The sequence below is a fragment of the Mesorhizobium sp. SARCC-RB16n genome (assembly GCF_008520305.1).
Taxonomy (GTDB): Bacteria; Pseudomonadota; Alphaproteobacteria; order Rhizobiales; family Rhizobiaceae; genus Mesorhizobium.
In genome coordinates this window covers 126,794-145,220 of record NZ_ML703287.1, presented here as the reverse complement: position 1 = coordinate 145,220, position 18,427 = coordinate 126,794, and the positions used below count along the sequence as shown (strand labels likewise).

Sequence of the window (18,427 nt, the reverse complement as noted above, 5' to 3'; positions counted from 1 at the left end):
CCAGCCGGAGCCTTGGCGGCAGGGGCTGCCTTGGCGCCGCCGCCGGCGATCGCGGCGTCGACGTCTGCCTTCACCACCCGGCCATGCGGGCCGGTGCCCGATATGGCTGAAAGGGTGAGACCCGCCTCTCGCGCCAGACGGCGAGCCAGCGGTGTTGCACGCGCGCCCACCGGCGATTGGCCGATCTCCCCCCTTGTGGGGGAGATGCCCGGCAGGGCAGAGGGGGGCGCCTCGCTCCCGGCAGTTGGCGTGACAGCGCCCTCCTCTGTCTGCTTCGCCGACATCTCTCCCATGAGGGGAGAGATTGACGCCGCGCCCTGCTTGGCTCCATAGGCCTCGCCATCGGCATAGATCCAGGCAACCGGCGCGCCGACCGGGATGTCGACGCCTTCCTTGCCCGTCACGTCGCGAAGCACGCCGCTGGCCGGTGCATCAATCTCCATCGCCGCCTTGTCGGTCTCGATCTCGAACAGCACATCGCCCTTCTTGACGCTGGCGCCTTCCTCGGCGAACCAGCGCGAGATCTGTCCGGTCGCCATGTCCATGTCGACCTTGGGAAGAATGACTTCGGTCGGCATGTCTCAGCGAACCCCTTTGACGAGGTCGCGCGCGGCGGTGATGATGTCGGGCACCTGCGGCACCGTGGCCTTTTCCAGTTCCGGATTGTAGGGGATCGGCGTTTCAGCACCGCCGAGGCGCACGATCGGCGCATCGAGATAATCGAACGCCTCGCTCTCGGCGATCATGGCGCTGACCTCGGCGCCGATGCCCAGCGTCTTGACCGCTTCATAGACGCACATCAGCCGCGACGTCTTCTTGACGCTGTCGATGACGGTCTGCTTGTCCATCGGCCGGATGGTCCTGAGGTCGACGACTTCGACGTCAATGCCTTCGGCCTCAAGCGTGGCGGCGGCGTCGAGCGCCTTCTGCACCATGATCGAGGTGGCGACGATGGTGAGATCGCGGCCCTCGCGGCGGATGTCGGCCTTGCCGATCGGCACGGTGTAATAGCCTTCGGGCACCGGCCCCTTTGCCTTGTAGAGCAGCTTGTGCTCGAAGATCATCACGGGATCAGGATCGGCGACAGCCGCCAGAAGCATGCCCTTGGCATCGTACGGCGTCGCCGGCTGGATGACCTTGAGGCCCGGCACATGGCCGAGCCAGGCTTCCAGGCTCTGGCTGTGCTGTGCCGCGGCGCCCGTGCCGGAACCGGCGGGAAAGCGCATCACCACCGGCACCGAAACCTCGCCGCCCAGCATGAAGCGCATCTTGGCCGCCTGGTTGACGATCTGCTCCATGGCAAGCGTGGCGAAATCGGAAAACTGGAATTCGAAGATCGGTCGCATGCCGGTGACGGCTGCCCCGACAGCGACGCCCGCGCCGCCCAGTTCCGAAATCGGCGTGTCCAAAACCCGGTCCGTGCCATAGCGCTCGACCAGATCGCCGGTCACCTGGAAGGCGCCGCCATAGACGCCGATATCCTCGCCCATCAGGAAGACGCGCTCGTCCATGTCCATGGCGATCGCCATGGCTTCCTGGATCGCCTGGGCGTAGCTCAGTTCACGCACCATCGCGTCCATCACGCCTGCTCCGTATACACGTAATTTCCGGTCTCGCTGACGTCAGGCGAGGGGCTTGTCTTGGCGAACTCGATGCCGTCGGCGATCTCCCGCGCCACCGCCTCGCGAATGGCCTCGATGCCCTTGTCGTCGATGAAGCCGAATTCCCGCAGCTCGTTCTCGAACAGCGTGATCGGGTCGCGGTTCGACATCCAGTCCTCGATCTCTTCCTTGGTGCGGTAGCGATTGCGGTCGCTCTTGGAGTGGCCGCGATGGCGATAGGTCTTGGATTCGATCAGCGTCGGCCCCTCGCCCGCGCGTGCCCGCTCGACCGCCTTGTAAGACGCCTCGGCGACCTCGGAGAAGATGTTGCCGTTGACGATGACGCCCGGCATCGAATAGGCGGCGGCGCGATCGGCGATGTTCTTGACCGCGGTGGATCGGGCCGTCGATGTCGACATGCCGTAGCCATTGTTCTCGCACACGAAAATAACCGGCAGCTTCCAGACCGCCGCCATGTTAAGCGCCTCGTGGAAGGCGCCCTCATTGTTGGCGCCGTCGCCGAAGAAGGACACGACGACCTTGCCGGTCTTCATCATCTTGGAGGAGAGCGCGGCGCCGACGGCGATCGGGATGCCGCCGCCGACAATGCCGTTAGCGCCGAGATTGCCCTTGGCGACATCGGCAATGTGCATCGAACCGCCGCGGCCCTTGCAGTAGCCGGTGGTCTTGCCGAAGAACTCGGCGAACATGCGCTTCACTTCCGCACCCTTGGCGATGCAATGGCCGTGGCCGCGATGCGTCGAGGTGATCTGGTCATCCTCGCCAAGCGGCATGCAGATGCCCATGGCGCTGGCCTCCTGGCCGATGGACAGGTGCATGGTGCCGTGAATGAGGCCGCGCGTGTAGCTTTCCTCAGCGCCCTCTTCGAAGCGGCGGATAAGGTACATCTTGTAGAGGACCTGCTTCAGTTGCTCGGCGCTGTACTGGCGATAGACGAAGGGCAGGTTGGCGCGGCTGTCGGCGACGGCTTTGCTGGCTCCGGCCATGATCACGCCTCCACGGTTCCGTAGACGAGCTTGTCCTGGCGGGCGCGCAGTTCGGCGATCTTGGAGCCCGGTGCCGGGCCGGCATTGGCGTAGGTGATGAGTTCGCCCTTCTTGATCGGCGCCGTCACCGAACCGCCCTGCAGCAGGCCGCAGGGGATGGCCCGGGCGGCATGGGCTTCCGGCGCCGTCATGATCCAGGCGCGGTAGCAATATTCGCCGATCGCATCGAGCTTCTCGCCAGGCTGCATGTCCTTCTTGGCCACCGCGCAGACTTCAGCCACCGGCTTGGCCAGCGGCACCATGTCGGCCTTGCCGTAGAGCACGACGCGGGCGCAAGTCAGCGGCACTTCGAGCGAGGTCAGGTGGTAGGGGCGGTGGAAGGTGAAGTACGGACCCTTGCCCATCTTCAAATCTTCCATGCGCTCCGAGATGCGCGGATGCGACATGTCGGCGACGACGAAGACGCCGGGTGCGACACCCTTGCCGATCGAATAGTCGACGACGCCAACCCTGGACAGCACGCCACCGTCCTTCTGCGGCACCAGCACCTTGTTCAATTCGCCGAGCGTCGCGGCCGGGCCATGCATGCCGGCCTTGTCGGGCACCAGGCCTGTGGCATTGGCGATCGCCGCCATCTCGACCATGGTTTTCGAGCCGTCGACGAATTCGACCAGCATGCGCACATTCATGTGCCGGCGCCTGGCTTCTTCCTCATAGGCGGGCGGCGTGGCGTCGATGTTGAGCGGGTTGTTCTTGCCCTTGCCGGCGGCGACGATCGGATGGCCCATGGCCGAGACGAATTCGATCAGCTCCATGCAGGAGGACGGCTCGTCGCCCGCGCCCAGCGAATAGGTGACGCCGAGCCGGTCGGCCTCGCTCTTGAGATAGGCGCCGATGGTGACGTCGGCCTCGACATTCATCATCACCAGATGCTTGCCATGCTCCATGGCGCGCAACCCGATCTCGGCGCCGACGGCGGGAACGCCGGTGGCATCGATGACGACGTCGATAAGTTCATTGTTGATGACAAGGCTGGCGTCATTGGTGACCGCCACCTTGCCGGCTTCCATGGCGGCCGTCATCGCCGAAGCGTTCGACACTTCGCGCGCATGGCCGGTTTCCTGGAAGGCAATGTCCACCGCCTTGCTGGCGGCGGGCAGGTTCAGCTCGGAGATCGCGCCGATCTCGATGCCCGACATATGGGCGACGCGGGTGACGATGTCCGTTCCCATCTCGCCCGACCCGATCAGACCGATGCGGATCGGCTTGCCCGATTTGCCACGTTCCTCGAGATCGCGGGCAAGGCCCGTCAACGAAACATTGGAAGCCATACCGCTCAATCCTCCCATAGTGCAGGCTTGTTCAATTGCCTGACGGGTATTGAACATCTGTATTTCTGTCAAGACTAATGTCCAAATTCAAGCGCTTTTGCAGCACTTTCCCCGCACGCCTGGCGAGGCGGAAAAGGGGCTGTGGAGGGCCAGCAACCGCGCAATCCCTCGGGCCAGGCATAGTGCGAGCGCCGGCCGGTATCTCCAGGCTGGAACGAATGGCATCGCCTCGCAGGGCGCGACGCAGGGATGAACGGCGCCGGGAGCTTGCGCTAGGCGCTGCCGTCCAGGAAATCGTGGAAATGCACGACCACCCCATCGGTATCGATAAAGACCACGGCATAGGCGGGTGGCTCGTGGCCCAGCCGCCAGCTGTCCGAAAAATCGAGTGCGGTCTGATGGTTGGTGCTGCGCAGCGTGCTGACCGGTATGCCGCGCCAGCTGCCGGCTATCAGCCTGTGGACATGGCCGGCAAAGATGTGGCCGACATTGCCGTGACGCCGGAGAATATCATGGAAGGCATCGGCGTCGGCGAGCTTGACCTCGTCAAGCACCGGCATGTGGATCCGGAACGGCGGATGGTGCATGAAGAGGAAGGCCGGGCGGTCGCGGGCCTCCTGCAGCTTCTCGTCCAGCCAGTCGAGACGGGCCTGGCAAAGCCGACCCTCGACCTGTCCGGTCTCCAGCGTATCCAGCAGGATCAGCCGGCCTTCGCTGCCATCGAAAACACTCTGGACGAACCCGCGCTCCGCAGGCGCCTGCGGGAACGTCTCAAGAAACAGCGCCCGGTCGTCATGGTTGCCGAGCATCAGCCGGCAAGGCGGCCCAAACCCCGCCAGCGCCTCCTGCAACTCCGCATAGGCGGCGCGCTCGCCGTCATTGGTCAGGTCGCCGGATATCACCACCAGATCGGCATCGGCATGGTTCCTGCCGATATCCGCCAGGCAGGCCTCCAGCCGGGCGAGCGGATCGGAGCCGTAGAGACGGCCTCCCGGCGCCATCAGATGCGGATCGGAGAGCTGGATGATTTTCATGGGCCCGCGCACTGCCTTCCTGCCGGCGCCCCTGGCGTCGGCCTGAAGGCGGCATGTTTCGACCAGCTCTACTGTGCCGTCCAGCCGCCGTCCATCGGCAAGGTCGTGCCGGTGATCTGCTTGGCCGCATCCGAACACAGGAACAATGCCAGCGCCGCAAGCTCTTCCACGGTGACGAATTCCTTGGTCGGCTGCGCGGCCAGCAGCACGTCGTGCTTGACTTGTTCCTCGGTCATGCCGCGCGCCTTCATCGTGTCGGGGATCTGCTTCTCGACCAGCGGCGTCCAGACATAGCCGGGCGCGATCGCGTTCACGGTGATGCCATTTTGCGCGACTTCCAGCGCCACCGTCTTGGTCAGCCCTGATATGCCATGCTTGGCCGAGACATAGGCCGACTTGAACGGCGAGGCGACCAGCGCATGGGCCGAGGCCGTGTTGATGATGCGGCCCCATTTGCGCGCCTTCATACCCGGCACCACGGCCTTGATGGCGTAGAAGGCGGCAAGCAGGTTGATGCGGATGATGGCTTCCCACTTGTCGTCGGGAAACTCCTCGATCGGCGCCACATGCTGGATGCCGGCATTGTTGACCAGGATGTCGAGGCTGCCGAACGCCTCTTCGGCGTCATGGACCATTGCAGTGACCGCGGCGCCATCCATCATATTGGCATCGGAGTAGCGGCACTTGACGCCGAAATCCTTCTCGATGCCGGTGCGCTCCTGCTCGATGGCAGCGGCGTCGCCAAGACCGTTGATGGTGACGTTGGCGCCCTCGGCCGCGAAGGCGCGGGCGATGGCAAGGCCGATACCGCTGGTCGAGCCGGTGACAAGCGCATTCTTCGAAGACAGGGAACCCATGGTGATCTCGCGCGAGGTGGGAGGGACTGATGAGAATAGTTTGTGCGACGCAACACGACAATGCCACGGCCATGTGTCGGCTCGATTACAACCCCACGACGGCCTTTGCCGGCTCCGCGAGAGGGCGTCTTCGAGGTGACACGGCATTGTCATGCTGCCGTGCAACATATTTGCCAGCGCATTCGCGCGGGTCATTTTCGAACCATTGGGGCACTTGGATGGAAATCGCCGATGTCGTGAAGCGCGCCTATGCGATGCCGCTCACCAATCCCTCCTTCCCGCCAGGCCCCTATCGTTTCTTCGACCGCGAATACATCATCATCACCTACCGCACGACACGCGAGGCGCTCGAGGCCGTCGTGCCGGCGCCGCTGGAGATCGATGAGCCGCTGGTCAAGTATGAATTCATCCGCATGCCGGACTCGACCGGCTTCGGCGACTATACCGAGACCGGCCAGGTCATTCCGGTGCGCTACAAGGGCCAGCACGGCGGCTATGTCCATTCCATGTATCTCGACGACGACGCGCCGATCGCCGGCGGCCGTGAGCTGTGGGGATTTCCGAAGAAGCTCGCCAATCCCAAGATCGTCCATGAAGGCGAGGTGATCGTCGGCACGCTGCACTATGGCAGCGTGCTCTGCGCCACCGGCACGATGGGCTACAAGCACCGTGAAGCCGACCACGATTCCGTGCTCGCCTCGCTCGCCGCCCCCAATTTCCTGATCAAGATCATCCCGCATGTCGACGGCACGCCCCGTATTTGCGAGCTGGTCCGCTACTACCTCACCGATATCACGCTGAAGGAAGCCTGGACGGCTCCGGCCGCGCTCGATCTGCGGCCTCACGTCATGGCCGACGTGGCGAAGCTGCCGGTGCTCGACATCGTGTCGGCGGTTCACTTCAAAGCCGATCTGACGCTCGGCCTGGGCGAAGTCGTGCATGATTACCTCGCTGATCACAGCCGCTCCGCTGCCAGCGCAACCCAGCTGGAGAAAGTCAGTGCTTGAACGTAATCGCAACAAGGCAGCCGCCGCCACGATCGAGGAAATCACGGCGCAGTATGACCGCATTGCACTGGTCTTTCAGGGCGGCGGCGCGCTCGGCGCCTATCAGGCAGGGGTCTATCAGGCGCTGGCCGACGCCGGCTGCGAACCGGGCTGGCTATCCGGCGTCTCGATCGGCGCTATCAATGCCGCGATCATTGCCGGTAATGAACCGAGCCGCCGGCTGCAGCGGCTCGAACAGTTCTGGCAGACGATTTCCGGCCGCAAGATCTGGTCCTACACGCCCGAAGGTGACATCTACCGCGATATCCGCAACCAGACCTCGTCGTTGATGACGATGACGATGGGCCAGCCTGGCTTCTTCAAACCGCGCAATCCCAATCCTTGGTTCCAGCTGTCGGGGGCGGAAGGCGCCACTAGCTTCTACGACACCGCCGAGTTGAAGGACACACTGAAGAGCCTGATCGACTTCGACGTGCTGAACGACGGCAAGAAGCGACTGAGTGTCGGCGCCGTCAATGTCAGGACCGGCAACTTCGTCTATTTCGACACCGAGAAGGTGCGTATCGAGCCGGAGCACATCATGGCGAGCGGTGCGCTGCCGCCGGCCTTCCCCTCGATACGCATCGAGGGCGAGTATTACTGGGACGGCGGCATCGTTTCCAACACACCGCTGCAATATCTGCTCGACCAGGAAGAGGACCGTTCCTCACTGGTCTTCCAGGTCGATCTGTTCAGTGCCCGCGGCGTGCTGCCGCGCGGTATGGCCGACGTGCTGTCGCGCCACAAGGACATCATGTATTCGAGCCGCACGCGGCAGAACACCGACAATTTCGAGCGCATCCATGCGCTGAAGATGAAGCTGCTCGATGCGCTGAAGCGCGTGCCGCCGGAGCAGCTCAAGGACGGCGAGCAAGAGCTGATCGCCGACTATTCCGACGCCGGCGTCGTCAACATCGTCCACCTGATCTATCAGCACAAAGGCTACGAGGGCCACGCCAAGGACTACGAGTTTTCGGGCACCTCGATGCGCGAGCATTGGGAGATGGGCCTTGAGGACACCGAGCGCACGCTGCGTCATAAGAAGTGGCTGATGCTGCCGACCAATGCTGACGGCGTCACCATCCACGATCTGCATCGCGAAGATCCGACCTGAACTTTCAGGCCGGAAAACGCTTGGCTCGGGACGTTGTGCCGGGCTCAGAATCTCAGATTTGCGCCGGCTCTCAGCAAGAGCCAGTAGAACAGGCCGGTCGCCCCCGCCGCGATCAACAGCGCCAGCTCGAAGCCGCCCGGCGTTTGCGTGAGCGGCAGGCCGGCGGTGTTCATGCCGAACATGCCGACGATCAGCGAGCCCGGCAAAGCAGCGCGCTCATCACCGCCAGCGCCTTCAGACTGCGGTTGGATTCGTCCGCGAGCTCGGCGGCGACTTCCTCCTGCAACAACCGCGCCCGGTCGTTGACCATGACGACCTCGCGGTCGAGCCGCTCAAGACGCGTGGTGAGCCGGCGCAAGGTCTCGTGTGCCCCTTCCGACTGTTTCCAGTCCGAGCGGTCCTCGTCCTGGAAAAGTGCCGCCAGCGCCGAAATCGGGCGGTGCAGGGAGACCGCGAGACGGCGCACATCTTTCAGCCGCTGCCTTTCGTCGGCGAGCCGCTCGGTCACCAGATGATCCTCAACCTCGTCGAGCCGCTTGGTGGCGGCTGTGAGCCGCAGGCTGGTGCTGCTGCAGAAAGCCAGCACGATCGTCTCGAAAAGTTCGAAGGCGGTGGCGGGCCGCAGCCCCGCGGCCAGCGCCTCGTGCACCTGCTCGACCGCTGCCAGCGAATGGCGGCGGCCGGTTACCAGCAGCCGCTCCGAGACCGCGAAGCGCAACCTGCCGATGGTGGTCGACTGACGCGCGATTTCGCTGTGCAGATCGGCGGAAATGCCATGGACGACGCCATCCTATGCGCCAGCGTGGGGCTGTCTTCATGGCCTTCGAGGATCGCATGCGCCGAGGCCGGCAAGGCGCAGACGTGGCTGACCCAGGAATGAGCGCGCTGGTCGACGAGATCGACATGCAGCCAGACCCAGCCTTCCGGCATCGCCAGTGCCGCATCGATATCGCGCGGAGCAAGCGCCACCGCGGGTTTGCCTGGCAAGCCGCGATAGGCCCAGACCAGCCCGGGCGCCGGATGCTGGTCGTCGACCGCAAGCAAGGCCAGATGCGATGCGTCGTTCATGACCGCCGTCCGAAATTGTAGCGAACATCGCCCTGGAAAAGGAGACGGCGCCGATTTGGCGCCGTCTTATTGTCTCGCCTCGTCGCCCGCTCAGAACACCTGGCGGAAGACGATGAACAGCACAAAGGCGAGCGCGATCGAGCAAGGCAGGGTCAGCACCCACGCGAGCAACAGGTTGCGCACCGTCGACCACTGCAGGCCCGAGCCGTTCGCCGCCATCGTGCCGGCGACGCCGGATGACAGCACGTGGGTCGTCGACACCGGCAGACCCATACGGTCGGCCATGCCGATGGTGACCATGGCGACAAGTTCGGCGGCAGCACCCTGGCCATAGGTCAGGTGGCTCTTGCCGATCTTCTCGCCGACCGTGACGACGATGCGTTTCCAGCCGACCATGGTGCCCAGGCCAAGCGCCAGGGCCACAGCGACCTTCACCCATATCGGGATGAACTTCGTCGCGTTGTCGACGGCCTTGTGATAGTCGGTGACCGCCTTCAGATCGGCGGCCTCCATCGGCAGCAACTTCTTCTTGTCGATCAGTTTCAGCGCCTCGCCGATCAGATAGATGTCGTTGCGGGCGTTGCTCACCAGATCGGTCGGCACATTGTCGACCGAAGCGTAAGGCTGCAGCTCGGCCGTCGTGCTGTGGATGTAGCTCTGCAGCGCGACGGTCGTCTTGTCGCTCCAGGTCCGGGTGCGCACGGCGTCCTGCACGGCTGCCTTGGCATCCTTCGCATCGGCAACGGTGACACCAGGCTTCACATATTTGCCCAGCGCGGTCTCCACGCCAACCGAAGCCGATTTGTAGGCTTCGAGATAGTTGATGTCGGGTGTACGATTCAGCGCATAGGCCGTCGGCACCACGCCGATCAGGATCAGCATGATCAGGCCCATGCCCTTTTGTCCGTCATTGGAGCCATGCGCGAAGCTGACGCCGGTGCAGGTGAAGATGAGCAGAGCGCGGATCCACCAAGGCGGTGGGGCATTGCCCTTCGGCGCCTCGTAGAGCGCCGGATTGCGGACGAGAAGCTTCATCGCATAGAGCAGGATGGCGGCGGCGAAGAAGCCGATGATCGGCGACACCAGCAAGGTCACGCCAACATTGGTCGCCTGCGACCAGTCGACGCCGCTGGTGGCGCTGCCGGCGGGTGCCATGAACTGGTTGGCGAGGCCGACGCCGATGATCGAGCCGACCATCGTGTGCGAGCTGGACGCCGGCAGGCCGAGGAACCAGGTGCCGAGGTTCCACAGGATCGCGGCCACCAGCAATGCGAACACCATGGCGAAGCCGGAGGACGAGCCTACCTGCAGGATCAGCTCGACGGGCAGCAGCGACAGGATGCCGAAGGCGACCGCGCCGCTGGAGGTGAGAACGCCGAGGAAATTGAAGGCGCCCGACCACATGACGGCGAATTCCGCCGGCAGCGAGCGCGTGTAGATGACGGTCGCCACCGCATTGGCGGTGTCGTGAAAACCGTTGACGAATTCGAAGCCGAGCGCGATCAGCAAGGCGATGCCGAGCAGGATCCACGGCACCGTCTTGGCCACCGCCAGGTCCTGGCTCAGCGCGTAGCCGACATAGACCACGCCGACCAACACCAGCACGCCGAAGGCCGGCAGGAACCACTTCGCGCCGCCCGAACTATCCAGCGGATGCTCTGGTCTCGGAATGCCCGCCTCACTAGAAACTATGTCCACCATGTCCCACTCCTATTGCATTGCAGCAAAGAACCGAGATTAACGCTATGTATGGACGATGAACCCTGTGTGACGCGGGGAGCGGCCTTACCTACCACGGGCTCCTTCAAGCGGGACCGGAGCGTGTCTTCAGGATCGCGGAGAACAGCGGATCGAAGGCACGGCTGATCGGCGCCGCGGCCGCCCCAAGCGCGATCGACCAAGGGTCGGTGGTGCCGAGTTGCAGGCGCGGCAAAGCCCGGCCTGGCCGGTCGGCGATCGACGGCAGCAGCGGATGCATCGCCTCGACAAGCCGGCGCGCCAGCGCTTCCGGCGCGCCGCTGGTCAGGATCACTGTCTGCGGATCGAAGATGGTTTCGATGAGGTGCACGCTCCAGCGCAGGTCATGCGCCGCCCCGTCGATCCAGGCCATGATCTTCACGTCACCGGCCGCGGCCGACGCGCCGATCTTTCCGTAGAGGTCCTCGTCGGCGGGATCGAGATCAAGATGCTGGTAAAGCGAGGCCAGTGACGCGCGATGTTCGAGCGGCGTCGAGCCCGGACCGGCCGGCGACAGCAAGGCCATGCCGATTTCGCCGGCATTGCCGTGGCCGCCGCTGTACAGCTCGCCGTTGAGGATCAGTCCGGCGCCAATGCCATAGCCGACATAAAGACACACAGCGTGGTCGACGCCATGCGCGGCACCGACGATGCGTTCGGCCGTCGCGCAGGCCGCGGCATCGTTCTGCAGGCCGACATTCAGTCCCGTGCCCTTGGCCAGCGTGTCCAGCAGCGGAAACTTCTGCCAGGCCGGCATCATCCATTTGTCATCCGAATTCTTCAGGCCGAACGGGCCGGGCATGGCGACGCCGAGACCGACGAGGCGTTTTTCCGACTGTGAGGAAATGCCGGCCAGCTCGCGCCGGACGCCATCGATCAGGCCCAGGATCACCTCGACGCCCCTTGACGGCTCATCGAACGGCAGGTTCGCCTCGGCGCGCGCCAGCACGCTGCCCATCAGATCGACCGCGACCGCCCGCGTCAGATGACGATCGATCTGCAGGCCGATGGCGAAAGCGCCTTCGGGCACCAGCCTGTAAGGGGTCGACGGCTGGCCCCTGCCCTTGCGCACCGCATCGAGCGCGACGACCAGGCCATCGCGTTCCAGGTCCTCGATGATGTTGGAGACCGCCTGCTTGGTGAGTTGAGTCGCCCGCGCCAGGTCAGCCCGCGACAGTGCGCCATTGAGACGCAACGCCTCGATCATGACGCGACGATTGTGTGCGCTGGTGCCTTCCTGGTTGGTGCCGCTCTTGGCGCGGATCGGGCTGATGTCGTCCATCGGCGTTTCCCCTCTTGACTCCATTAGGATATTGATCGACTAATTAAGTCAAGCGAATTGACTTAATGCGAACCGAGCACCCAAAAACAAGATGGCCAAGGCCTCTGCCTGTCGCCACTGGTCAGCCCGGTACCATCAGGTCACGCGACATGGATCCGGGAAGACGATGCGAAATGCAGGCATCGCCGACCCGTCAACGCCGGAAATGGGAGAAGAAAATGCTTAGGACAATCACCAAGACACTGGTCGGCGCGGTCTTTGCCGGAGGACTGTTCGTCCCCCACGCTTTCGCCGAGACGACGCTCAACGCGCTGTTCATGGCGCAGGCCGCCTACAGCGAGGCCGACGTGCGCGCCATGACGGATGCCTTCACCAAGGCCAATCCGGACGTCAAGGTCAATCTCGAATTCGTCCCCTACGAGGGCCTGCATGACAAGACGGTGCTCGCTCAAGGGTCGGGCGGCGGCTATGACGTCGTGCTGTTCGACGTCATCTGGCCGGCTGAATACGCCACCAACAAGGTGCTGGTCGATGTGTCGTCGAAGATCACAGATGACATGAAGAAGGGCGTGCTGCCCGGCGCCTGGACCACCGTCCAGTATGACGGCAAATACTATGGCATGCCTTGGATCCTCGACACCAAGTACCTGTTCTACAACAAGGATATCCTGGAAAAGGCCGGCATCAAGACGCCGCCGAAGACCTGGGAAGAGCTCGGCGCACAGGCCAAGATCATCCAGGACAAGGGGCTGCTGAAGACCCCGATCGCCTGGAGCTGGTCGCAGGCGGAAGCCGCGATCTGCGACTACACCACGCTGGTCAGCGCCTATGGCGGCGACTTCCTCAAGGACGGCAAGCCGGACTTCCAGAATGGCGGCGGCCTGCTGGCGCTGAAATACATGGTCGACAGCTACAAGTCAGGCCTCACCAATCCCAATTCCAAGGAATTCCTGGAAGAGGACGTTCGCAAGGTTTTCGAAAACGGCGATGCCGCTTTCGCGCTGAACTGGACCTACATGTACAACATGGCCAATGACCCCAAGGACTCGAAGGTGGCCGGCAAGGTCGGCGTCGTGCCGGCGCCAGGCGTTGCCGGCACCAGCGAAGTGTCGGCCGTCAACGGCTCGATGGGCCTCGGCGTCACCGCGGTCTCCAAGCATTCGGACGAGGCCTGGAAGTACATCACCTTCATGACCTCGCAGGCGACGCAGAACCAGTATGCCAAGCTCTCCCTGCCGATCTGGGCCTCGTCCTATGACGATCCGGCCGTCACCAAGGGCCAGGAGGAACTGATCGCCGCCGCCAAGCTCGGTCTGGCAGCCATGTATCCGCGTCCGACCACGCCGAAGTACCAGGAACTGTCGACCGCGCTGCAGCAGGCCATCCAGGAATCGCTGCTCGGCACGGCCACGCCGGAAGACGCCTTGAAGACCGCAGCGCAGAACAGCGGCCTCTGAGACATTTCTATCCATTGCGGGCGGCCTTGTGCCGCCCGTGCTATTTCTGAAATCGTGTTGAATTGAGAGAGGCTGCTCCGATGTCGAGCACCTGGATGACAACCCGTGCATGGCTGCTGATGTTGCCCTTGCTCGTGGTCATGGTCGCCGTCATCGGCTGGCCGCTGGTCGATACGGTCAGGCTCTCCTTCACCGATGCCAAGCTGGTCGGCACGGCTGGCAATTTCGTCGGCTTCGACAACTACACCAACATGCTGTCGAGCTCGAACTTTTCGCGCACGCTAGTCACCACGACGCTGTTCGCGGTGATTTCGGTTGCCGCCGAAATGGTGATCGGCGTTCTCGCTGCCCTGCTGCTCAATCAGCAATTCCATGGCCGCGCCATCCTGCGTGCCCTGATGATCCTGCCCTGGGCGCTGCCGACGGTGGTCAACGCCACGCTGTGGCGGCTGATCTACAATCCCGAATATGGCGCGCTGAACGCTGCGCTGACGCAACTGCATCTCATCGACGCCTACCGCTCGTGGCTGGGTGAGCCGGGAACGGCGCTGGCTGCCCTCATCGTTGCCGACTGCTGGAAGAACTTTCCGCTGGTGGCCCTGATCGCGCTCGCCGCTCTCCAGGCGGTGCCGCGCGACATCACCGCCGCCTCGCTCGTCGATGGCGCGGGACCGTTCAACCGCTTCCGCTTCGTCATCCTGCCCTATCTTGCCGGACCGCTGATGGTGGCGCTGGTGCTGCGCACCATCGAGGCTTTCAAGGTCTTCGACATCATCTGGGTGATGACCCGCGGCGGGCCGGCGAACACCACGCGAACACTCTCGATCCTCGTCTACCAGGAAGCGTTCTCCTTCCAGCGCGCCGGTTCGGGCGCGTCGCTGGCGCTGATCGTCACCTTGCTCGTCACGGTGCTCGCCGTCGCCTATGCCGCCCTGGTGCGAAAGACCGCCGGGAGCGCCGCCTGATGGAACGCAAGAGCCTCGCCTTCACCGTCTTCATCTATGCCTGCGCGCTGCTGCTTGCCGCGATCATCCTGGCGCCCATCGCCTGGCTGTTCATCATGAGCATTTCGCCGGCCGCCGATCTTGCCGCCAAGCCGCTGCGCTGGTGGCCGCAGGCAGCCGACTTCTCCCGCTACCAGCAATTGCTGTCGACGGCCGAAAACAGCGCCGGTGCAGCCTTCACCTCATCGCTGCGCAACAGTCTCGAGATCGCCGGCATGGCGACGTTGGCGGCACTCGCCTTGGCGATCCCCGCAGGCTGGGCGGTGTCGCGCACGCCCGCGATCGGCTGGTCGCTGTCGATGGTCATCGCCACCTACATGCTGCCGCCGGTGGCGCTCGCCGTGCCGCTCTATATGGGCCTGTCGCATCTTGGCCTGCTCAACAATGTCTTCGGCCTGGCGCTGGTGTATCTCACCATATTGGCGCCCTTCACCACCTGGCTGATGAAATCCGGCTTCGATTCCATCCCGCGCGAGATCGAGGCGGCGGCAATGATCGACGGCGCCGGCCTGTTCCAGACATTGCGCATCATCACATTGCCGTTAGCCGCGCCTGTGATGGCGACATCGGCGCTGTTCGCCGTGCTGCTGGCCTGGGACGAATTCTTCTATGCGCTGCTGTTCACCTCCGACCAGCGCGCCAAGACACTCACCGTCGCCATCGCCGATTTGGCCGGCGGCCGTGTTTCCGATTACGGCCTGATCGCCACGGCCGGCGTGCTGGCGGCCTTGCCACCAGTGCTGATCGGCCTCGTCATGCAGCGGGCGCTGATCTCGGGCCTGACCAGCGGCGGTGTGAAAGGATGACCATGACTGCAGATAAAGAACGACCGGCCGGACTGGTCGCCATCGACCGCGAAATGGCGCGCCAGCACGCGGATGCGCTTGCTTCGTTCAAGAACAACGCTGCCATGGCGGCAAACGTCGCCGCCTCGATCAGGAAGACCGGTCGCCTGCTCCTGCTTGGCATGGGCGGCTCGCATGCTGTCGGTCGTGCCGTCGAGCCGCTCTATCGCTCAGCTGGCATCGATGCGCTGGCACTGCCGCTGTCCGAACAGCTTGGCCAGCCATTGCCGCTCGAGGGCCGCACCGTGATCGTGACCTCGCAATCGGGCGAGAGCGCCGAAGTCGTCAGATGGTTCTCGCAGGCAGACGGCAGCCCGGACATTTTCGGCCTGACGCTCGAAGGGGGTTCATTTCTCGCCCGCACAGCGCCTTGCCTGGTCGGCGCCGGCGGCACCGAGTTGGCTTTCGCCGCGACCCGCAGCCTGACCGTGACCCTGGCCCTGCACCTGGCCATCCTGGCTGCTCTGGGTGAGGATCCGGCCGCCGCCCTTGCTGTGCTCGAGGCCCCGCAGGATTGCGACGTAGCCCCCGCACTCGCCGCACTTGGCAAGGTGGACACGATCCTCACCTCCGGCCGCCGCCTGCAAGGCGTGGCCGAAGCCCTGGCGCTTGGCCTGACCGAACTGTCGCGGCTGCCTTGCTTTTCACTGGAAGGCGGCCAGTTGCGGCACGGGCCGATGGAGATGCTCGGGCCCAAAATCGGAGTCATCCTGTTTCGCGGCAACGACCCGACTTCGGAGCTGGTGACCGCAATGGCGCTTTCCGTAGTCGAGGCCGGCGCACCGCTGGTCATCTTCGACGCGTCCAGGCAAGCGCATGTCGCCGGTGCCGTCACGCTCTCGTTCGGACCGGCTTCGGGAATGGCGGCTGTCTTCGCCATTCTGCCGGTGGCGCAGCGCCTGATGATCGCCTTCGCCGACAGCCGCGTCGACAATGCCGGCACGCCCGTGCGCACCACCAAGATCACCAGGAGCGAGTGATGCGTCCGCTGGCGGTGATCGGCAACGTCAATGTCGACCTGATTGTCGGCCCCGTCGCGCCATGGCCGAAGGCGGGAACGGAAACCGTCGTCGACCATGACGAATTGCGTGTCGGCGGCCAGGCCGGCAACACCGGGCTCGCGTGGCAAGCGCTGGGTGTCGATTTCGCGATTGCCGCCAATGTCGGTGACGACCAATTCGGCCGCTGGCTTCGCGAAGCGTTTGGATCTCGCGCCGAAAAATGGGCGGTCCGTCCCGAAGGCACGACATTGTCAATCGGTATGACCCATCCCGACGGCGAACGGACTTTCCTGACCACGCGCGGCCACCTGCCGCGCTTCAGTCTCGGCGATGTCTTGTCCGTTCTCGACGGCGGCGCGCTCTCCGGTGGCTACGCACTGCTCTCCGGCTCCTTCCTGACCGAAGATCTCACGCGCGACTATGAAGCGTTTTTCGACTGGACCGACAGCCACGGCATTGCCGTGGCGCTCGACACAGGCTGGCCGATCGATGGCTGGACCGAGGCCAACTGCGTCGCGACAAGGGCGTGGCTGTCGCGCTGCGCGCTGGCGCTGTTCAACGAAGTCGAGACGGTGACCCTGGCGGGGTTGTCAGGTCCGGAGGAGGCGGCGCGTGAAATCCGATCCAGCATGAGGCAAGGCGCGACCTTCGTCGTCAAGCGCGGGCCACGGGGCGCAATCGCCATCGGCCCGGACAACATTCTTGTCGAAGCCGTTGCGCCCGATGTCCGTGTCGTCGACACGATCGGCGCCGGCGACGTCTTCAATGCCGCCTTCTTGGCTGCCTTGGCTCACGAACAGCCGCTGTCCGCCTGCCTCCGTGCCGCGACGCATGTCGCCTCGCGCGCCATTTCCACCTTGCCCCGCAACTATGGCGGGCCGATGCAGTTCGAGGGTCCCATGCATGAGCGCGCTTGAAATCCGCGGCATCCGCAAAAGCTACGGCAGCGTCGAAACGCTGAAAGGCATCGACATCGCGCTACAGAGCGGTGAATTCCTGGTGCTGCTCGGATCATCCGGCTGTGGAAAGTCGACGCTTCTCAACATCATTGCCGGCCTTGCCGAGGCGACCAGCGGCGACGTCCTGATCGGCGGCCGCTCGATCCTCGGCGTCCACCCCAAGAACCGTGACATTGCCATGGTCTTCCAGTCCTATGCGCTCTATCCGAACCTGACCGTGCGCCGCAACATCGGTTTCGGGCTTGAGATGCGCGGCGTCGCCACTGACGAACGCGACAGGGCGGTGAACGAAGCAGCAAGGCTGCTGCAGATCGAGGCCCTGCTCGACCGCAAGCCGAGCCAGCTTTCCGGTGGCCAACGCCAGCGCGTAGCCATCGGCAGGGCCCTTGTGCGTAAGCCCCAAGTGTTTCTGTTCGACGAGCCGCTGTCCAATCTCGACGCCAAGCTGCGCCTGGAAATGCGCACCGAGTTGAAGCGCCTGCATCAGATGCTGCAGACGACCGTCGTCTACGTCACCCACGACCAGATCGAGGCGATGACACTGGCGAGCCGCATCGCCGTCATGCGCGACGGCAGGATCGAGCAGCTCGGCACGCCCGAAGAAATCTACAACGAGCCGGCAACACTCTATGTCGCCGGCTTTGTCGGCGCGCCGTCGATGAATATGCTGCAGGCCATCGTTGCCGGCGGCAAGCTGGCCATTGCCGAGTCCGATGTACGGATCTCCTTGCCGGCACGCTATGCGAACGCTGCCCGTGAGGGCGCACAAATGGTCGTCGGCATCCGACCGGAAGCGCTTCGTGTGGCGACCGGAGCCGCCACGGATATGTTGCTGCCCGTGGAGATCGAGGTCGTCGAGCTGACCGGCCCCGAACTGGTCACCACAGCCCGGATCGGCACGCAGCGGCTGACAGCTTGCCTGCCGCCCCGGGCCCAGGTCGCCAAGGGCGAAAAGCGCAGCCTCACCTTCGATGAGGCCGCGCTTCGCTTGTTCGACCCCACGACAGGCAAGGCCCTGCCGGCGACGGGTCTCGAGCGGCCGGCGTCGCACTGAGATACCGAGGGCGTCCGGCGCAGACAGCCG

General features: G+C 64.2%; 17 protein-coding genes and 1 pseudogene. 8 read left to right on the top strand and 10 right to left on the bottom strand.

What is annotated here, in order from left to right:
* The 6 genes from C7I87_RS28685 to C7I87_RS28660 all read right to left on the bottom strand — a co-directional run.
* On the bottom strand, positions 1–578 hold a 578-nt coding region (locus tag C7I87_RS28685; RefSeq protein WP_149907387.1), incomplete at its 3' end, for a biotin/lipoyl-containing protein.
* A gap of 3 nt (positions 579–581) precedes the next feature.
* A complete protein-coding gene (locus C7I87_RS28680; RefSeq protein ID WP_149907386.1) occupies positions 582–1,580 on the bottom strand; it encodes an alpha-ketoacid dehydrogenase subunit beta in 999 nt (332 codons plus the stop codon).
* On the bottom strand, positions 1,580–2,608 hold the full coding sequence (locus C7I87_RS28675) for a thiamine pyrophosphate-dependent dehydrogenase E1 component subunit alpha (RefSeq protein WP_149907385.1): 1,029 nt from the start codon (positions 2,606–2,608) through the stop codon (positions 1,580–1,582). Before C7I87_RS28675 ends, C7I87_RS28680 begins: the two co-directional genes overlap by 1 nt.
* Positions 2,609–2,610: 2 nt before the next feature.
* Positions 2,611–3,939, bottom strand: coding sequence for an NAD(P)H-dependent oxidoreductase (locus tag C7I87_RS28670; RefSeq protein ID WP_149907384.1), 1,329 nt, complete (start codon positions 3,937–3,939; stop codon positions 2,611–2,613).
* A 272-nt stretch (positions 3,940–4,211) separates the two neighbouring features.
* Positions 4,212–4,973, bottom strand: coding sequence for a phosphodiesterase (locus C7I87_RS28665; protein ID WP_149907383.1), 762 nt, complete (start codon positions 4,971–4,973; stop codon positions 4,212–4,214).
* A 68-nt stretch (positions 4,974–5,041) separates the two neighbouring features.
* A complete protein-coding gene (locus C7I87_RS28660) occupies positions 5,042–5,830 on the bottom strand; it encodes a 3-hydroxybutyrate dehydrogenase (protein ID WP_149907382.1) in 789 nt (262 codons plus the stop codon).
* Between the two features lie 218 nt (positions 5,831–6,048).
* Between C7I87_RS28660 and C7I87_RS28655 the strand changes: the two genes are divergently transcribed.
* Together C7I87_RS28655 and C7I87_RS28650 are read left to right on the top strand one after the other, a co-directional pair.
* Positions 6,049–6,837 carry an acetoacetate decarboxylase gene (locus C7I87_RS28655; RefSeq protein ID WP_149907381.1) on the top strand — a complete coding sequence of 263 codons (789 nt, stop codon included), beginning with the start codon at positions 6,049–6,051 and terminating at the stop codon, positions 6,835–6,837.
* Positions 6,830–7,990, top strand: coding sequence for a patatin-like phospholipase family protein (locus C7I87_RS28650; RefSeq protein WP_149907380.1), 1,161 nt, complete (start codon positions 6,830–6,832; stop codon positions 7,988–7,990). Before C7I87_RS28655 ends, C7I87_RS28650 begins: the two co-directional genes overlap by 8 nt.
* 44 nt (positions 7,991–8,034) lie before the next feature.
* Here the strand turns inward: C7I87_RS28650 and C7I87_RS28640 are convergent.
* The 4 genes and pseudogenes from C7I87_RS28640 to C7I87_RS28625 all read right to left on the bottom strand — a co-directional run bounded on the left by C7I87_RS28640 (position 8,035) and on the right by C7I87_RS28625 (position 12,077).
* Positions 8,035–8,717, bottom strand: a pseudogene (locus tag C7I87_RS28640) (CorA family divalent cation transporter).
* Positions 8,675–9,058 (bottom strand): hypothetical protein, encoded by a 384-nt coding sequence (locus tag C7I87_RS28635; RefSeq protein WP_149907377.1) that lies wholly within the window; start codon positions 9,056–9,058, stop codon positions 8,675–8,677. Before C7I87_RS28635 ends, C7I87_RS28640 begins: the two are co-directional and overlap by 43 nt.
* 90 nt (positions 9,059–9,148) lie before the next feature.
* Positions 9,149–10,759 carry an inorganic phosphate transporter gene (locus tag C7I87_RS28630; RefSeq protein WP_149907376.1) on the bottom strand — a complete coding sequence of 537 codons (1,611 nt, stop codon included), beginning with the start codon at positions 10,757–10,759 and terminating at the stop codon, positions 9,149–9,151.
* A gap of 103 nt (positions 10,760–10,862) precedes the next feature.
* Positions 10,863–12,077 (bottom strand): ROK family transcriptional regulator, encoded by a 1,215-nt coding sequence (locus C7I87_RS28625; RefSeq protein WP_149907375.1) that lies wholly within the window; start codon positions 12,075–12,077, stop codon positions 10,863–10,865.
* A 218-nt stretch (positions 12,078–12,295) separates the two neighbouring features.
* Here C7I87_RS28625 and C7I87_RS28620 point away from each other — a divergent pair, with 218 nt between their 5' ends.
* From C7I87_RS28620 to C7I87_RS28595, 6 genes are all read left to right on the top strand, one after another.
* The gene (locus C7I87_RS28620; RefSeq protein WP_149907374.1) at positions 12,296–13,534 is read left to right on the top strand and encodes an extracellular solute-binding protein; all 1,239 of its coding nucleotides are present in this window, start codon (positions 12,296–12,298) and stop codon (positions 13,532–13,534) included.
* A gap of 80 nt (positions 13,535–13,614) precedes the next feature.
* Entirely contained in the window at positions 13,615–14,499 is an 885-nt protein-coding gene (locus C7I87_RS28615; protein ID WP_149907373.1) for a carbohydrate ABC transporter permease, read from the top strand.
* A complete protein-coding gene (locus tag C7I87_RS28610) occupies positions 14,499–15,344 on the top strand; it encodes a carbohydrate ABC transporter permease (protein WP_149907372.1) in 846 nt (281 codons plus the stop codon). Before C7I87_RS28615 ends, C7I87_RS28610 begins: the two co-directional genes overlap by 1 nt.
* Entirely contained in the window at positions 15,341–16,363 is a 1,023-nt protein-coding gene (locus C7I87_RS28605) for an SIS domain-containing protein (RefSeq protein ID WP_149907371.1), read from the top strand. Before C7I87_RS28610 ends, C7I87_RS28605 begins: the two co-directional genes overlap by 4 nt.
* Complete coding sequence (locus C7I87_RS28600) at positions 16,363–17,301, top strand: PfkB family carbohydrate kinase (RefSeq protein WP_149907370.1); 939 nt, start codon at positions 16,363–16,365, stop codon at positions 17,299–17,301. Before C7I87_RS28605 ends, C7I87_RS28600 begins: the two co-directional genes overlap by 1 nt.
* The gene (locus C7I87_RS28595) at positions 17,288–18,397 is read left to right on the top strand and encodes an ABC transporter ATP-binding protein (RefSeq protein ID WP_149907369.1); all 1,110 of its coding nucleotides are present in this window, start codon (positions 17,288–17,290) and stop codon (positions 18,395–18,397) included. The genes C7I87_RS28600 and C7I87_RS28595 overlap by 14 nt, the downstream gene beginning before the upstream one ends.
* Positions 18,398–18,427: the final 30 nt, after the last annotated feature.

Coding starts and splice junctions, on each gene's coding strand:
- C7I87_RS28680 (WP_149907386.1), bottom strand. CDS start 1,580: ATGGACGCGATGGTGCGTGAACTGAGCTACGCCCAGGCGATCCAGGAA.
- C7I87_RS28675 (WP_149907385.1), bottom strand. CDS start 2,608: ATGGCCGGAGCCAGCAAAGCCGTCGCCGACAGCCGCGCCAACCTGCCC.
- C7I87_RS28670 (WP_149907384.1), bottom strand. CDS start 3,939: ATGGCTTCCAATGTTTCGTTGACGGGCCTTGCCCGCGATCTCGAGGAA.
- C7I87_RS28665 (WP_149907383.1), bottom strand. CDS start 4,973: ATGAAAATCATCCAGCTCTCCGATCCGCATCTGATGGCGCCGGGAGGC.
- C7I87_RS28660 (WP_149907382.1), bottom strand. CDS start 5,830: ATGGGTTCCCTGTCTTCGAAGAATGCGCTTGTCACCGGCTCGACCAGC.
- C7I87_RS28655 (WP_149907381.1), top strand. CDS start 6,049: ATGGAAATCGCCGATGTCGTGAAGCGCGCCTATGCGATGCCGCTCACC.
- C7I87_RS28635 (WP_149907377.1), bottom strand. CDS start 9,058: ATGAACGACGCATCGCATCTGGCCTTGCTTGCGGTCGACGACCAGCAT.
- C7I87_RS28630 (WP_149907376.1), bottom strand. CDS start 10,759: ATGGTGGACATAGTTTCTAGTGAGGCGGGCATTCCGAGACCAGAGCAT.
- C7I87_RS28625 (WP_149907375.1), bottom strand. CDS start 12,077: ATGGACGACATCAGCCCGATCCGCGCCAAGAGCGGCACCAACCAGGAA.
- C7I87_RS28620 (WP_149907374.1), top strand. CDS start 12,296: ATGCTTAGGACAATCACCAAGACACTGGTCGGCGCGGTCTTTGCCGGA.
- C7I87_RS28615 (WP_149907373.1), top strand. CDS start 13,615: ATGTCGAGCACCTGGATGACAACCCGTGCATGGCTGCTGATGTTGCCC.
- C7I87_RS28610 (WP_149907372.1), top strand. CDS start 14,499: ATGGAACGCAAGAGCCTCGCCTTCACCGTCTTCATCTATGCCTGCGCG.
- C7I87_RS28605 (WP_149907371.1), top strand. CDS start 15,341: ATGACCATGACTGCAGATAAAGAACGACCGGCCGGACTGGTCGCCATC.
- C7I87_RS28600 (WP_149907370.1), top strand. CDS start 16,363: ATGCGTCCGCTGGCGGTGATCGGCAACGTCAATGTCGACCTGATTGTC.
- C7I87_RS28595 (WP_149907369.1), top strand. CDS start 17,288: ATGAGCGCGCTTGAAATCCGCGGCATCCGCAAAAGCTACGGCAGCGTC.